Here is a 15,889-nt window from a genome sequence, read left to right on the forward strand (position 1 = left end):
ATCCGTGCCATCAGAACCACAAACCGAGTCAAAAAGACAAAAACGGGAATTTTGGCTACACTGACTGTCCGCTAATGACCAGCAGCGGACTTTCACTCAGATAAGACTACCTAGTCCAATCTTGTCGCAAAGCCGGCAAAGCGAATAATCCAACCATTCGCCGATCTCTCAGATAACCCGCCTCTCATCCTTATGGGTGAACTAGCAGCTTTTAAAAGCATATAAAAACCATTATCATTAGCAATATCGATGTTGCTGCAGCAACATATCTCAAAATAGCCGTCGCCCGCGTCCCAATCGCACACAATCCGGAACCCATCATGATTAACAAGCACACGATTTGCTGCTGTTGCTTTATCGCACTATGTAGCCAGCCCGGCCTTGCACAGCCAGGCCCGCCCGCCGATTCAAATGCCAAATTAGAAGAAGTTGTGGTAACGGGTGAAAAGATTCAGCGCAGCCTGATGGAAACCACTACCGCTATCAGCGTTTTTGACGGAGAAGGTATTGCCGCCCAGGGGGATAGAGACCTGGCTGACATGCTGCGTCGTGCAGGCAATACCACCTCTAATGCGGAGGGCGGTATCTCCATTCGCGGTATCTCCCAGGAGGGGGCCGGTGGCGGTACTGGCTCACCGCTAATCAGCGTGCAGGTAGATGGCGTGACGCTGGATACCACTTCCCAGAGTGGCGCCAGCGCAGAGTTGTTCGATGTTGCCCAGGTCGAGGTGCTGCGGGGCGCTCAGTCCACCTCACAGGGGCGTAACTCCCTGGCTGGGGCGGTGGTGGTTTCCACCCGGGAGCCTGGTCGGGAGTGGGAGGGCCATGTGCGGATGATCGTCACCGAACACGATGCCGGTAATTTTGCCTTTGCCGGTGGCGGGCCGCTGTCTGAGTCGGTGGCGTTTCGGCTTATTGGCATTGCTGATCGCGATGACGGTTTTATCACCCACATGCCAGGGGGGAATCCCAACTTCGACCGTACCGAAGAGCAGATGGCAAAACTGAAGCTGGCTTACGAGCCGACCTTTCTCGACGGCTTTGACAGCTTGCTGACGGTGTCCAAGGATCGCCGCGATGGCCAGCCCGGCTACAATATCGAGCGCGGCGTGGCAGGCTCCGATCCGGACCAGCGGCGTACTTCCACAGTCAATGAGCGCACCCGCAGCTTGGTGGAAACCGAGCTGGTCTCCTGGCGCAACCGCTATGAGATTAATCCCCAGCTGACTGTCACCAGCATCACCGCCTATATGTCCACGCACCAGGATTACCTGAGGGATTACGATGGCCTGGAGGACGACGGCGGCTATAACGTTATTCTCAATGACGGCCGCAATTTAACCCAGGAGCTGCGCCTTAACTTTACTGATATCGGTCCCTATACCGGGGTGGTGGGGCTGTATACCGGCCGTTTTAAAACCGAGAACTACACACTGTCCGACGGGATTACCGTGCCTTCCAGTTACCTGCTGGGAGTGCCGCCCCAGGCGGATTTTCTCTATGCGGAAATCGATTTTGTCAGCGAGGAGTTTACCGACGCCCGCAATATCGCCCTGTTTGGCGAGGTGGATATCGCACTGCCGCTGAACCTGACTGCAACCCTGGGGCTGCGCTATGACCGCGAGCGCCTGGATGCCCGCAATCGCTTTGACTCCCTGCGCGGGGAGGCCTTCTTTAATGCCCCCGGTGGCCTGCAAAGCCTGCCGCTGCTCGGCGAACCCCTGTACGATCTGCTCGAGCTGGCCTTTTCCCAACAGCAGGGTATCGATATTTTACCCTTGCTGATTGCCAGCGGTGCGGCACCGGCCACCAGCGGCCTGCAGGGCGGCGAGACCGAGTACTCGGCGCTGCTGCCCAAGGCGGCGCTGCGCTACGACTTTAACGATCAGTGGTCGACTTTTATCAGCTATGCCGAGGCCTATCGGGCCGGCGGGGTGGATGTGGACTCCTCCAGCGGCGAGGTGTTTCCCTTCGATCCTGAGTACACCTACAACTACGAGATCGGTCTGCGGGGCGACCTGCCTGAGCGCGGGCTGCAGCTGGCGGCCAACCTGTTTTACATCGAATGGGAAGACCAACAGGTGCCGGTGTTGCGGGGCCTGTTCTTCAATACCGAGAACGCGGCCAACTCGGAATTGTACGGCGCGGATTTGTCCCTTACCTGGCAGCCCGTCGAAGCCTTGACCCTCAATGGCTCCTTTGGCTGGGTGCAGACCGAGTTCCTCAACTACACCGCCGAAGGTGAGGACTACAGCGGTAACGAGTTTATTTTTGCCCCGGATTTTACCGGCAGCCTGGGAGCGGTGCTGCGCCTGGGCGGCTGGATGGCCTCGGCCAATGTCTCCCACCGGGAGCACAGCTTTACTCGCCCCAGCAATATCGAGGATGAGTACTCCGAAGGGCGTACGCTTGTGGATGCCAGGCTGGGCTGGGAGGGCGATCATCTCAGCGCCTACCTGTTTGGCAAGAACCTCACCGATGAGGACTATATCACCGAGACCTATCAGTTCCGTGAAGGCTATATCGGAGCCGCGAGCCCTCGGGGTTACGCCGCCTACGGTCGTCCCCGGGAGCTTGGGGTGCAGTTGGAGCTGCGCTATTGATATGATCCTGTGCTTGCGCGCTGCCCGATAACGGGGAGCGCCGGGCGACACAGGACATAACAATGACAAGCACAGATTATTTCAGCGACGAGCACCGTTTAGTTAGAGACTCGGTGAAGCGCTTTGTAGAGCGGGAAATCCTGCCCCACGTGGATGAGTGGGAGGAGGCCGGAAGCTTTCCCATCGAGCTTTATCGCAAAGCCGGTGACGCCGGCATTCTGGGTATTGGCCACCCCGAGCAGGTCGGCGGTGCCGGTACCGACCTGTTTATGAAGATTGTCGCGGTGGAGGAAATTCTCCGCTGCACCTCCGGCGGGCTGGCGGCCAGTCTGGGCTCGCTGGATATTGGTCTGCCACCCATCATTCACTTTGGCAGCGAGGCGCTGCAACAGCGCATTGTCCCCGACGTACTGGCGGGGCGAAAAATCCAGTGTTTGGCCATCACCGAGCCCGGTGGCGGCTCCGACGTTGCGGCACTGCGCACCCAGGCCCGTCGCGATGGCGATCACTATGTGGTTAACGGCAGCAAAACCTTTATTACCAGTGGCGTGCGGGCCGACTACTACACCGTGGCGGTGCGCACCGGCGAGCCGGGTCACAAGGGCGTCAGTTTACTGTTGGTCGAGAAGGGCACGCCGGGCTTTTCGGTGGGCCGCAATCTTAAAAAAATGGGTTGGTGGGCCAGCGATACCGCCGAGCTGTTTTTTGAAGACTGCCGGGTGCCGGTGGAGAACCTCATCGGCGAGGAGAACGCGGGCTTCTACGCCATTATGGCCAACTTCCAGAACGAGCGCCTGCAGCTGGCGGTGACCGCCAATACCACCGCGCAAATCGCCCTGGAAGAGACTATCGCCTATGTGAAACAGCGCCAGGCTTTCGGGCAGTCTCTGAGTGATTTTCAAACCCTGCGCCACCGTATCGCCGAGATGGCTACCCGGGTCGAGGTGTCCCGGGAGTACACCTACCGGGTGGCTGCGAAAATGCAGGCCGGTGAAAACGCCATCAAGGATGTCTCCATGGCCAAGAATATGGCCACCACCACCAGCGACTACGTCACCTATCAGGCGGTGCAGCTATTTGGCGGTATGGGCTATATGCGGGAGTCGGTGGTGGAGCGCCTGTATCGGGATAATCGCATTCTGTCTATCGGCGGCGGCACCTACGAAATCATGAACGAGGTGATTGCCAAAACCCTGGGCTTATAGCGCCGGGGTGTTGTGGCGAGCTGGCTCGCCAGCGCGGTTTAGACGCTGCTGGCGATCAGGTTCTCTTGTTTCTGTGGCGGCACGCTGCTTGTGGTGTCGACGATGGGCGCCGCGGCATAAGCGGCGCGTTTTCTTTCTTCGCTGACCGGGCCGTAGAGCGTAGTGCGCTGCTGCGGCTGGCGTCCGCACTCTTCGATCAGGGCGTCAAAGCGCGCCGGGCTGAACTCCTGACCGTACTCGGCACCGGCGGCGCGGGTAATGGATTCGTTCATCAGGCTGCCGCCCAGATCGTTGGCGCCGGCCGCGAGGCAGGCACGAATGCCGGCTGGCCCCATCTTCACCCAAGACGCCTGAATGTTAGGAATCAAGGGGTGCAGTACCAGTCTGGCCACAGCGTGCATCAGCACGGCTTCCCGGAAGGTGGGGCCTTTGCGAGCCTGGCCCTTGCGGTAGATGGGCGCCTCCGCGGCGACAAAGGGCAGCGGGACAAATTCGGTAAAGCCGCCGGTCTCTTCCTGTAAGTCGCGGATGCGCAGCAGGTGTCGGGCCCAGTGCTGATAGCCGTCGACGTGGCCGTACATAATCGTGGCGGTGGAGCGCAGCCCCACCTTGTGCGCAGTGCGCATCACGGTCAGCCACTGCTCGGTATTGAGCTTGTCGGGGCACAGTGTGGCGCGGACCTCGTCGTCCAAGACCTCGGCGGCGGTGCCGGGCAGGGTGGCCAGGCCCTTCGCCTTAAGCTGGCGCAAAAAGTCTTCCAGCGGCAGGTTCAGGGTTTCGGCGCCTTGCCACACTTCCAAAGGTGAAAAGGCATGGATATGAATCTGCGGCTCAGCGGCGGTGATCAGGTCCAGCACATCCAGGTATTTTTGGCCGCTGTAGCGGGGGTGGATACCGCCTTGCAGGCAGACCTCGGTGGCGCCCCGCTGCCAGGCTTCGCCCACCCGAAAGGCAATATCCTCATCGGCGAGGTCATAGGCCGGCCCCCGCAGGTCGGCGTGCCCCTGTCCTTTGGAAAAGGCGCAGAAGCCGCATTTGAAATAGCAGATATTGCTGTAGTTGATATTGCGGTTGACCACGTAGCTGACAGCGTCGCCGACCGTTTCCCGGCGCAGCGCATCCGCCTGTTGGCAAAGGTAGGCAAAATCGTCGCCCCGGGCCCGAAACAGCTCGGCGATGTCGGCTTCGTCCAAGCGCTGTCCCCGACGGGCGCGCTGAACGATGGCCTCAATTGTCGGCGATGCCGAGGGGGCAGACAGTGACAGTAAGTGCCTTGCATCTTTGGGCAGGTCGAGGCTGGTTCCGGCACACCAATCGTCACCCCGGGCCAGGCCTTGACCGTCCCGATGGCGCAGCACCGGTCCACGCATGGCGCTGTCCAGCCAATGCTCGGGCGCTAGCGCATAGTCTGGGTAGAGGGTCAGCCTTTCCTGTAGATGCTTGGCGGCATCCCGGGTTGCCTGGGCCAGGTGGTCCAGGTGGGGCCAGGGCGCTTCCGGGTTGACGTGGTCGGGGGTCAGCGGTGACACGCCGCCCCAGTCGTTAATACCCGCGGCTACCAGCTTGGGCAGCACACCGGGGCTGAGGTTGGGGGGCACCTGGATGCTCATGGTGGGCCCAAAAATCAGCCGGGTGACCGCCAGAGTCCACAGCAGATCATCGAGATCGGGTTCCGGGGCATCGGCCATTTGGGTGTCGGGCTTGGCGCGGAAGTTTTGCACGATCACCTCTTGCAGGTGACCGTATTGGTTGTGAAGGTCCCGCAGTGCCAGCAGGCTCTCGATGCGCTCGCGGCGGGTTTCGCCGATGCCAATCAAAATACCGCTGGTAAAGGGAACACCGGCCTCACCGGCCCGGCGCAGTGTTGCCAGGCGCTCGGCGGGGGCTTTGTCCGGTGAACCGTAGTGGGGCATGCCCTTTTCACACAGTCGCTCGGAGGCTGACTCCAGCATAATGCCCATCGAGGCCGAGACCGGGCGCAGCATGGTGATCTCGCTCGGATCCATATTGCCGGCGTTGATATGGGGCAGCAGCCCGGTCTCGCTGACAATGCGCTGGGCAACGTGGGCCACATACTCAAGAGTTGTGGCAAAGCCCATCTCGGCCAGCGCTTCCCGGGCGACCCGGTAGCGCAGCTCGGGCTTTTCCCCCAGTGTGAGCAGGGCTTCCCGACACCCCATCTCGGCGCCCTGGCGGGCAATGGCGACCGCCTCGTCGGCCGTCATAAAGGGGCTGTCGAGATGGCGGGGGGTTTTGGCAAAGGTGCAGTAGTGACAGACATCCCGGCACAACTTGGTGAGGGGAATAAACACTTTGCGGGAGTAGGTCACCACATCGCCGAAACCCTGGTCCCGAAGCGCGCTGGCGGCATTGATCAAGTCGTTGTTTAACGGGCGCTCCGCCAATGCCAGCGCGTCGCTGTGGCTCAGCGGGTGAAAGAATTCTGTGGTGTGATTTGGTGTAGCAGCAGACATATCAAGCGAAAACCGGCTGTGGGGCGTTTTGCCATAGGCAGCGCTGAACAATCCCCGAGGATTGTAAGTAGTGACGGCTGTACTGACCGCAGGCTGCGAGCTTTTCCTGGCAGAGAATACGGAGGTCGTCCGGCAGGTCCACATCCCAGCGGGCACCGCTAGGCAGGCATTCCTCCAGCGCCAACCCTTGCAGAATGCTTTGCTGGCGATGCTGAACACGGCTGTTGTCACCAAAGTGGGTGACCAGTGGCGGACGCAGCTGCGTGGCCAGAATATTGCTGCCCCGGCCCCGGCGATCGGGCACCAGAGCGGCATCGTGTTGAGTAAGGGTGGCGGCGACCTGGTGAACGTCGTTAACGCAGAGCAGGGGCAGGTCACTGTGGACGATCATCGCCGCGTCGCCGTCACTGGATGAGGCCAAGCGATTCAGCAGAGCATTGAGGGCGTTATTGAGACCGGCGGTGTTCAGCTCGCTCTCCAGTATCAGGCGGGCGCCGAACTCCCGGGCCAAGGCTTCCTGTTCGGGGTCGCCAGAGCACACCAGTATTTCACTAAACAGCTCGCTGCCGGCCAGCGTGGCCAGCACGTCCCGGGTCATGGCCTCACTCAGCTGCTGACGCTCATCGGCACTCAGCAGGGGGGCCAGCCGTTGTTTGCTGTGTTGCAGGCCCTTGACGGGGACCAAGGCATACATCGCGTCTATATTCCCTCTGCTTTTTTAGTGTTTGTGCTTATCGTCGCAGGTATGGCGTGCTTATTGGATCGGGTCAGATTTCGGCTTTCCGCTGCGCTAAATGCACTTTCCAAAGCGCTAAAGGCTCTTTCCGTTGCGCTAAAAGGGCCCTTGCCACTGCGCTAAAGCCAATTTCCAAAACGCTAAAGGCTTTCTCTCGCCGTCTAATGCATTTCCCGGCTGGGTACTGTACCGCGAAGGCCGCCGAAATCATAACGTCCGCTGTGTAAAAACAGCAGTGTAGCCAAGGGTTGCGGAGGGGGGACTGGTATTTTCTGCCAGACCGATAGGCACAACCGGTCACCTGGGTGACCGGTTGGCAGAGGCGATTACTCTGGAAGGCCGGTGAGCTTGATGCCGGCATGACAGGAGTACTGCTTGTTGACAAAAATCAGTACCGAGGTCATGGCCTCCACGGCGGCGGCATTGGCGATGCTGCCTGCATGAAAACCGCGCATGCCGGCGGCTTCAACCAATTTGATCACCTCCGCGCGAGCATCTTTTTTGTTGCCGCACACCAGCACATCGCAATCCAGGCCGGCGCCTTCCTGCAGGTGATGGGCCGCCACATTTTGGAAGGCGGAAACGACTTGTACGTCTTCACCCAGCAGCTCCTGGGCGATTTGACCCGCCGAGCCGGCCTCGGGAAGTTGTACTCGCGCCACCTTGGGGGGCACCAGAGGGACCGTAACGTCCACCAGGATTTTGCCAGCCAGTGCCGGTTTGACCAGCTCCAGCGTGCTGCTGTGGTGGGCAAAGGGCACGGTCATTACCACGATGTTGGCGGCTTCCGCGGCCTGAAGGTTTTCCATGGCTTCGACGGTCACAGAGTCTACGCCCCGCTCGGTCATTACCGCCTGCAGGTCCTCCACGGCGGCGGCGGCTTTTTCCTGGGTACGGGAGCCGATAATGACCCGGTACCCCGCTTGTGCCCAGCGCCGGGCAAGGCCGGTGCCCAGGTCTCCGGTGCCGCCCAGTATGGCTAATACAGGTTTGGGGTCGGTCATAGTGAATCTCCAATTATTTCGCGCCGACAGGCATTGTTGTTGTGAGTCGCGCCGCCGCTGTTATGGGGCTTACCGCAGCGCTGAGGATTGCAGAAACTAATGGCTGTTTAACAACTGTGTCAAGGCGTTTTCAGAGCTAGGCACTGACCAAACTGGTCAATAAAGTCAGTGCATCGCTGGCACCATTGAACCGGCAATATCGGGAGGCGTCTCCCCTATTGTGCCGTCATCAGAATACTTGTAATTTGATTATTACGCATAATTCCCCAAAAGGATCATGGCCATGCAAGGAACGCTATATCGGCTTATCGCCGCCGCCGCTTTTACCTGTTCATCGTTTGCCGCTGCTCAGCAGGCACCGCTAACTACACCGGCACCCTTACAATTCATTGTTAACGGTGCCATTACCGAAGGTGGGGATGATCTGGTAAAGGTGAAGTTTAAAAACGCCGAGAGCGAAAAAATAAAAGCGGGTGGCCTGTTGATGTTAGGAGGCGGGCTGCTTTTAACGCCGGGCAGCGGTGCGGTCTCCCTGCAATTAACCCTCAATTACCATTTTGATTCCATCACTGCCAAAAACGGCGACGCCAGTTTTGATCGATTCCCTTTAGAGGCAATCGTATTCGTCAATAATGGCAGGCATCGCTTTGGTGCAGGTGTCAGCCACCACCTGTCTCCTGAGGCAGATTTCGATTTTGATAACGAACCCAAGGACAGTGCCGAGTTTGACGACGCAACCGGGCTGGTGGTGGAGTACGATTACAGTATCACCAGTGCGGTACGCATTGGCCTGCGTTATACCGCCATTGAATACGAAGCGAGCGATTTCGTTGGCGAGAAAGTCGATGGCGATCATGTCGGTTTGACCGCTTCTCTCGCGTTCTGAGCCCGCTAAGCCCGGGGCCCATCCACGTTGCGCCGAGGTATACGGGCTAAATACGGTTGCTATCCCCTACAAATTGTTATCCCCGATAAGTTGCTATCCCCGATAAAAAGAAAGTGGCGCGGAATCCGATTGGGTTTTTGGGGTACAAAAGTACGTTAATTTATGTAAGTCTTACCAATCTGGGCAGTGATGAAGGTGCGTACGACGACAGTGGGCACCACAACACGATGCGCTATAACAATACTAAACGTCGCAATAATGGTACTGATCGCTGCGAACCCGTCGTCGCGGTCTCTTATTCATTCAGATTGGATGTGCACACATGACCAATACCACGCTGTTTAAGACCGTTGCTTTGACCGCTTCAGTCCTGTTGTTGGGGGCCTGCGGTAAAACCGATAACTCGGCCCCAAAGGCCGCCCAAGAGCCCGCCAGTAGCGCCATTGCGGCTGTGGACGGGGCGCGTATTCTGGCCGCCGATAAAGAGCCGGGTAACTGGATGACCCATGGTCGCACCTACGACGAACAGCGCTATAGCCCCTTAAAGCAAATCAACGATGGCAATGCCAAACAACTGGGGCTGGACTGGTACTTTGATTTCCCTACCAACCGAGGAATCGAAGCCACGCCAATTGTGGTCGATGGGGTTATGTATGTAACCGGGTCCTGGAGCATGGTATTTGCTCTGGATGCCCGCAGCGGCGAGACGTTGTGGCAGTACGATCCCCAGGTGCCCACCAATTGGGCCGTCAACCTGTGCTGCGATGTCGTGAATCGCGGCGTCGCGGTGTGGAAGGGCAACGTGTTTGTTGGCACATTGGACGGCCGTTTGATTGCCCTGGATGCTGAGGATGGCAGTGTGCTATGGGAGGTGAAAACGACCCCCAAAGACAAGCCCTATTCCATTACCGGCGCGCCACGGGTGGTGAAGGGTAAAGTGGTGATTGGCAACGGCGGCAGTGAGTTGGGTGTTCGCGGCTATGTCAGCGCCTACGATGCCGAGAGCGGAGAAATGGCATGGCGCTTTTACACCGTGCCCGGCAACCCGGAGGAGGAGTTCGAGAACCCCATTCTTGAAAAAGCCGCCAGCACCTGGGGCGGTGGTGAGTGGTGGAAAGCCGGCGGTGGCGGCACCGTGTGGGACTCCATGGCCTACGATGCCGAGCTGGACCTGCTGTATATCGGTGTGGGCAATGGCGCACCCTGGAACCGGCAGATTCGCAGCCCCGATGGTGGCGATAACCTTTTCCTGTCATCCATCGTCGCGCTGCGTCCGGACACCGGTGAATACGTTTGGCACTATCAGACTACCCCCGGAGAAACCTGGGACTATACCGCCACTCAGCACATGATTCTGGCCGATCTGAAAATCGGGGATCAACAGCGCAAGGTGATCATGCAGGCACCGAAAAATGGTTTCTTCTATGTGCTGGATCGCGCTACCGGTGAATTTATCTCGGCAGAAAAATACACCAAGGCGACCTGGGCCAGCCATGTTGATCCAGAAACCGGCCGGCCGGTGGAGAACCCGGAGGCCCGCTATACCGATGGAAAACCGCATCTTGTGGCTCCCCATCCGGCAGGTGGACACAACTGGCACCCGATGAGCTTTAGCCCCGATACTGGCTTGGTCTATATTCCCGCCCAGGAAAACCTCATGGCGTACATGCACGACAGTCAGTATGAGTACGATCCCAAAAGCTGGAATGTGGGGGTAAATCTGGCAGCGGCCGGTTTGCCGGAGAATGACCCGGCAGTGCGAGAGGCTTTTATGCCGACCATTCGCGGTCACATCTCTGCCTGGGACCCGGTATCGCAAAAAGAAGTGTGGCGAGTACAGCACCCCAATATGTGGAACGGTGGCATGCTATCCACTGCGGGTAACCTGTTGTTTCAAGGCAATGCCGATGGCGAGCTGGTCGCCTATCGGGCCGACAACGGCGAATCGCTGTGGTCGACCAATGCTCACACCGGCATTGTCGCCGCACCGATCAGTTATGCCGTTGACGGTGAACAATATATCGCCGTCGCCGCGGGCTGGGGCGGAGTGGGCGCCTTGTCACTGGGCGAAATTATCAGCGATGCCAAGGGCACGGCCAACAACAGCCGGGTATTGGTCTACAAGCTCGGCAGCGATAAAACTCTGCCAGCCAGTGCAGTGGCGGAGCGGGCTCTGCCCGAACCACCGCCCCTGGATGCCGACGAGGCAACTCTGACCCAGGGTCATGCGCTGTATATGGCTAACTGCCATATGTGTCACGGCGACCGTGCCGTGTCCGCCAGCTCAGTGCCCGACCTGCGCTATATGAGTAAAGAAAAACACGCCATGTGGGACGGCATTGTGTTGGGCGGTGCACTGCAGGCCAAGGGTATGGTCGGATTTTGGGAGCGGCTCACTAAGGAGGAGAGTGATGCCATCCACGCCTATATCATCAAGCGCGCCCACGATGTGGTGGAGGCAGCGAGCACCGGGGCCCCCTAGGCATTGGCCCTTAGCGGTCGCCTATTTGGATACTGGGCGCGGTACGGCGAGGCTCTTCTGACAGAGATGGAATGAGTCGCAGCATCCACTTGTCGCATTGCTGGTTTAGTAGCTCTAAAATCAGAGTGCGCAGCTCCATAAGTAGCCAGCTGGTTGGGTGAGCCTGGTCTTTGTCCGTCCATCTCGATGCCAGATAGTAGCTGGCCGCACCCAGCAAGCCTGCGGTCACTATCGAATCGACTCTCGTCAGGCGCTGACGTGATCTGTCTCGGTAACGGCGGCGCAAGTCCCTGTTGCGGCGGGATAAGCGCTGGCGGTCACGGCTTAGCTGAGCCAGCTGTTGTCGCATACGACGCTGTTCGTTCATGGCCCGCCTCCGTGTTCTTTCCCTCCGGTCTCTTCGTTACAGCCGTCATTATCGGCACTGGCCAATGTTTGCGTTGTATTGACGGCGATACCAACCCGAAAAGCGTGAATAATCAGGCGCCACATCAACCATGCACTAAGTGCCATTAGCAGCGCCGCTAAGCCAAGGGCCGCGGCAAGTGGTACCCCGGTATTAGCCAGTGTGACGACCAGAGCGGCGACAGCTAATGTCCAAGCGCTGGAAGCTAACAGTACCAACAACAGCACGCACGCCACTGATTTCAGTAGGTTCAGTACTACCAGTTTTCCCTTGAGTTCCACGCTTTGCAGCCAACTTAGCCACTGTTCACCATGCGCCCGGAGCAGCATGGTCAGATCTGGCTCTGCTAAGTCGTCGCGGGGAGGTTGATGCTGTGGCCGCGATTCACCATGATCGCCGGGCGTCGCCCGGCGTGTGTTGAGTGTTTCGTTCGCGTAGCTTGTCATGGCTTTTGACACACTTAGCGGCGAATCAGAAAAGCGATGACCGCGCCGATTAAAAAAGCAAAACTCAAGGTTTTGAAGGGATGGGCCCGGGTGTAGTCCTCTACAGCCGCGGTTGCCTCGCTGGAGTGACGCTTTGCACTGCTAGTCAGTTGTTCAGCTTGGTTGCGTAACTCTTCAGCGAGATGTTGAAGTTTTTCTTCACCACTGCCGGCAAATTCAGCAGCGCGGTTGACCGCTTCATGGGCGCGTTCGGCGGCGCGGTCTACATTGGCGTGGGCACTTTTTTGCGTGTGCGAGTTGGATGTTGACGTTGCCATAGTAAATCCTCCTTGCAGCATGGTTTGAACTATGCATGGTGTTCCAAACACCGTTTTTGAAGCGATCTGTCTGATGAATCAGGCTCAGGCTGATTTGCCTCTCGATAAAATTGACATTGGCGTGACAACAGGAGTTCCGCTGGATTTATTTTGTCGGTGATAGAAATAGATTAATAAACCCGTGAAAGGCCGGCGCTGACACTTTTCAGCGCTAATTACATACAGCGCTTAAGGTTTGCCAATTTTAGTTGGGGAACTTGTTGTTTATCCCGTGTCGGAGTCAGTGAGCGCAGCAAAAAAAGCTGGCTGATAGAAGCCGGTCGAGTTTAGTGATTTAACCTTGTTTTTAGCTGCGTGTAGACAATATTGGCAATGACTATGGAGTAGTGTCACATACGCTAAGGAGTCGATATGAATAGAGATATCGCAGAAGGTAAGTGGAGACAGTTTAAAGGCCAGATCAAAGAGAAATGGGCAAATATTACCGACGACGATCTGGAAGCGGCCGAGGGCAGTAGTGAGCGCCTTATCGGTAAGCTTCAAGAACGACAGGGTTTGGCTAAAGATGAGGCCAAAGCGCAGCTCGACGAGCTGAAACGAAGCATCCACTGACGTTGCTCGCAGCGCGGTAAAAATCGCGCTTGGATGCTTCCGATATTTTTACAGCGCGTTTAAAAACTCAATGAATCGACGCTACCACATTGAATTAAACGGGCTGAACTGAAAAAGTTGAAGCAACGCTAAGGAGGTTGCAATGGAATTCAGAAAAACTTTGATCGCAGGTGCCGTTATTACCGGAATGTTAAGCGCTCCGGCAATGGCGGGTAACAACGACTGGAAAGGCGAGTCCAAAGATGCCTGGATCGATGGTAAAGTTGAAACCGCACTGATGTTAAACGGCGAGCTCAATAATTTTGAGATCGATACACAAGTTGAGAATCGTGAGGTTACCCTTTCCGGTACGGTGGATACCGATATAGCCAAGGACTTGGCGGAAGAAATCACCGAGAATGTGAAGGGCGTTAAAGACGTCGAGAATAATATCGAGGTCAACGCCAATCACCGCAACAGCATGGAGCGCGCCGGCGATAAGTTCGTCCGCACTTGGCAGGATTCGACGGCGACAGCCGGCTTGAATATGAAGTACGCGGTTAATGACAATCTAGAAGCCACCAGCATTGATGTAGACACCAAGAACGGTGTGGTGACGCTAAGCGGCACTGTCCGCAGTGAAGCCGCCCGGGATCTGGCTGTGGAGATGGCCGAAAACTACGACAATGTCGATAAAGTTCGGGACAGGCTGACAGTGAAGTAATCTGTCTGCTTCGCTGTTTGCTCCCAAACGGCGTGGCCTCAAGGGATAGCGCCCCGCATTTGCGGGGCGTTTTACGTTTAGGGTTGCGTAATCTTGCTCGACGACCTGTCGACTCTGAAGTTGTGCAGCTTAGTTTCACTCCACAGTATGCTCAAATCTATAGCCGACGTTGTGCAGTTGGCCGCGGCTAATCCTCGATAAGCCTTACCCCGCTCATATGGCGTATTTGCGCAAGGTTAGGTTGTGCTAGTGTTGTTGGGTTGTAAATCTTTCGTTGAATAACAAAAGTCTAAGGTTAAAAAGTGGGGCAGTGATGGCTAATAAATTCAGTTACGTGAAAACCCGTCGGGAGGACGTCCAGAAAATTACGCCTCGCGCTGAGCGGATTGTGTCACCCATTATCAAGTACGCCACCAAGCTCAATGTATGGGTGTTTAAAAAGAGCAATGGCCGGTTGATGAAAACCTTCTTTGGTGGCGCGCCCATCTGTGTAGTGACCATGAAGGGTGCCAAGTCCGGGAAGAAACGCGAGGTCGCGCTGATTCACATCCCCTGGGGCGATAAGAAAATACTGGTCGCTTCAAAGGGCGGAATGAGCAAAAATCCGGTGTGGTTCTACAATGTTAAGGCTAATCCGGAAGTAGAGATACTGGTGGGGGGGCAACGCAAAACATATCTGGCCGAACAGGTGGATGCTGAGCAAAAGGCCAATATTTGGCCGCGGCTACTTGAAGTGTATCCTGACTTTGATGAATATCAGGCGCGGACAGACCGGGATATTCCAGTGTTTGTCTGTACGCCTCAATAACCAAATTGCGCCGCGTGCCGAGGGTATGATGAAAATAATACAATGCCTCCCATCGATAAATCGCTTGAGCCTGTTGCCGTTGTTTTTTATGGCAGCGTTGCTTGGCTGTGATGCTCAGCAGGACTACAGCTGCCAATCGGTTGGCGAGCGAACGCCAATCTGTGGTTTTCAAGCTCCTGAAGATATCGAAGTGACTCCCGCAGGTGGCAAGCTGATACTCAGTCAGTTTGGTGGCATCACCGGCAGTAGCGCGGGTAGTCTGGTGTTGTTCGACCCCGAAGCCGAGCAGGTCAAACCGCTGTATCCCGCTGGCGAGCCCCTTGCCGTAGATGGCGCTGATCGCGCTCCACTATGGGGTAGCGAGAATTGCCCAGGCGAGCCCGGGCAGGCTTTTTCACCCCACGGCATTCATTTGTCGCAGCGGGATGATGGTGTCTGGCAATTGCTTGCTGTGAATCACGGTGGCCGGGAATCGGTGGAGTTTTTCGAGTGGCGTGCCGAGCAGGAAAGCCTGCAATGGCGGGGTTGTGTGGTCATGCCAGAGGGGGGCTTTATCAACGATACAGTGGCAACCCCGGGTGGTGGGCTATTGGCCACTCAGATGTTCCCCAAGGATAACTACTGGGCCTTGTTGCGGACCTTGATGGGGTCCAAAAGGGGCCATGTATGGCGCTGGCGTCCGGGCGAGGGCGTGGATATCCAGCCTGGCAGTGTCGGTTCCTTTCCCAACGGTATCCAGATCAGTAAGGATGGGCGGCACCTTTTCCTGAATCTCTATACTGAGAACACGGTGAGAAAAATGGATCGTCTCAGCGGGGAGCACTTGGGAGACGTGAGCGTCGAGCATCCGGATAACAGCAGTTGGCTGCCAGACGGCCGGCTGGTGGTGGCCTCCCATCCGCCGGAGGGCTTGATTCCCGACCTTTGTTCCGACGTGCACAGTGGTGCCTGCGGATCTCGTTTTTTGCTGGTGACGATTAATCCCGATACCCTGGAAAAAAAGCAAGTGCTGGACCATAGCGGCGCACCGATGGGAGGAGGCACTGTCGCCGTGGAATTGGGCGACTACTGGTATATCGGCTCCTTTGCAGGTAACCGCTTATTGCGGGTTCCGAGTCTGTAAATAGCAGTTGGCTGTGATCACCCCGTAGATGTATAGCGGGGTAAATAGTCGGCGTTATGGTGCTGTAGTGGCGCCGACAACGCA

14 protein-coding genes are annotated in these 15,889 nt (G+C 57.2%); 8 read left to right on the forward strand and 6 right to left on the reverse strand.

The window, feature by feature from the left end:
• Positions 1-431: 431 nt before the first annotated feature.
• Positions 432-2,603, forward strand: a complete 2,172-nt coding sequence (locus I6N98_RS04740; protein ID WP_198570650.1) for a TonB-dependent receptor — start codon at positions 432-434, stop codon at positions 2,601-2,603.
• 62 nt (positions 2,604-2,665) lie between these two features.
• Complete coding sequence (locus I6N98_RS04745) at positions 2,666-3,808, forward strand: acyl-CoA dehydrogenase family protein (RefSeq protein ID WP_198570651.1); 1,143 nt, start codon at positions 2,666-2,668, stop codon at positions 3,806-3,808.
• A 38-nt stretch (positions 3,809-3,846) separates the two neighbouring features.
• Here I6N98_RS04745 and cofH read toward each other — a convergent pair whose 3' ends face one another.
• The 3 genes from cofH to npdG form a co-directional block, all read right to left on the reverse strand.
• Positions 3,847-6,282: a 5-amino-6-(D-ribitylamino)uracil--L-tyrosine 4-hydroxyphenyl transferase CofH gene (cofH, locus tag I6N98_RS04750; RefSeq protein WP_232787463.1), complete on the reverse strand. Its 2,436-nt coding sequence runs from the start codon at positions 6,280-6,282 to the stop codon at positions 3,847-3,849.
• A 1-nt stretch (position 6,283) separates the two neighbouring features.
• Positions 6,284-6,976, reverse strand: coding sequence for a 2-phospho-L-lactate guanylyltransferase (gene cofC / locus I6N98_RS18565; RefSeq protein WP_232787464.1), 693 nt, complete (start codon positions 6,974-6,976; stop codon positions 6,284-6,286).
• A gap of 368 nt (positions 6,977-7,344) precedes the next feature.
• On the reverse strand, positions 7,345-8,022 hold the full coding sequence (gene npdG / locus I6N98_RS04755) for an NADPH-dependent F420 reductase (RefSeq protein WP_198570653.1): 678 nt from the start codon (positions 8,020-8,022) through the stop codon (positions 7,345-7,347).
• 283 nt (positions 8,023-8,305) lie between these two features.
• On the opposite strand from npdG, the gene I6N98_RS04760 reads away from it, so the two are divergent.
• Together I6N98_RS04760 and I6N98_RS04765 are read left to right on the forward strand one after the other, a co-directional pair.
• Entirely contained in the window at positions 8,306-8,908 is a 603-nt protein-coding gene (locus I6N98_RS04760; RefSeq protein ID WP_198570654.1) for a hypothetical protein, read from the forward strand.
• Between the two features lie 322 nt (positions 8,909-9,230).
• The gene (locus I6N98_RS04765) at positions 9,231-11,390 is read left to right on the forward strand and encodes a PQQ-dependent dehydrogenase, methanol/ethanol family (RefSeq protein ID WP_198570655.1); all 2,160 of its coding nucleotides are present in this window, start codon (positions 9,231-9,233) and stop codon (positions 11,388-11,390) included.
• Positions 11,391-11,400: 10 nt separating this feature from the next.
• On the opposite strand, the gene I6N98_RS04770 is transcribed toward I6N98_RS04765, so the two are convergent.
• Genes I6N98_RS04770 through I6N98_RS04780 form a run of 3 tightly spaced genes read right to left on the reverse strand, consistent with a single transcriptional unit; the run spans position 11,401 to position 12,559 of the window.
• Positions 11,401-11,757 carry a hypothetical protein gene (locus I6N98_RS04770; protein ID WP_198570656.1) on the reverse strand — a complete coding sequence of 119 codons (357 nt, stop codon included), beginning with the start codon at positions 11,755-11,757 and terminating at the stop codon, positions 11,401-11,403.
• A complete protein-coding gene (locus I6N98_RS04775) occupies positions 11,754-12,242 on the reverse strand; it encodes a hypothetical protein (protein WP_198570657.1) in 489 nt (162 codons plus the stop codon). The genes I6N98_RS04770 and I6N98_RS04775 overlap by 4 nt, the downstream gene beginning before the upstream one ends.
• Positions 12,243-12,256: 14 nt before the next feature.
• Positions 12,257-12,559: an ElaB/YgaM/YqjD family protein gene (locus tag I6N98_RS04780; protein ID WP_198570658.1), complete on the reverse strand. Its 303-nt coding sequence runs from the start codon at positions 12,557-12,559 to the stop codon at positions 12,257-12,259.
• A gap of 411 nt (positions 12,560-12,970) precedes the next feature.
• Between I6N98_RS04780 and I6N98_RS04785 the strand changes: the two genes are divergently transcribed.
• The 4 genes from I6N98_RS04785 to I6N98_RS04800 all read left to right on the forward strand — a co-directional run bounded on the left by I6N98_RS04785 (position 12,971) and on the right by I6N98_RS04800 (position 15,805).
• Positions 12,971-13,171 carry a CsbD family protein gene (locus I6N98_RS04785; protein WP_198570659.1) on the forward strand — a complete coding sequence of 67 codons (201 nt, stop codon included), beginning with the start codon at positions 12,971-12,973 and terminating at the stop codon, positions 13,169-13,171.
• 142 nt (positions 13,172-13,313) lie between these two features.
• Positions 13,314-13,874, forward strand: a complete 561-nt coding sequence (locus tag I6N98_RS04790) for a BON domain-containing protein (protein WP_198570660.1) — start codon at positions 13,314-13,316, stop codon at positions 13,872-13,874.
• Between the two features lie 313 nt (positions 13,875-14,187).
• Positions 14,188-14,682: a nitroreductase family deazaflavin-dependent oxidoreductase gene (locus tag I6N98_RS04795; RefSeq protein ID WP_198570661.1), complete on the forward strand. Its 495-nt coding sequence runs from the start codon at positions 14,188-14,190 to the stop codon at positions 14,680-14,682.
• An 88-nt stretch (positions 14,683-14,770) separates the two neighbouring features.
• Positions 14,771-15,805, forward strand: a complete 1,035-nt coding sequence (locus tag I6N98_RS04800; protein ID WP_198570662.1) for an SMP-30/gluconolactonase/LRE family protein — start codon at positions 14,771-14,773, stop codon at positions 15,803-15,805.
• Positions 15,806-15,889: the final 84 nt, after the last annotated feature.

Source organism: Spongiibacter nanhainus (assembly GCF_016132545.1).
GTDB lineage: Bacteria > Pseudomonadota > Gammaproteobacteria > Pseudomonadales > Spongiibacteraceae > Spongiibacter > Spongiibacter nanhainus.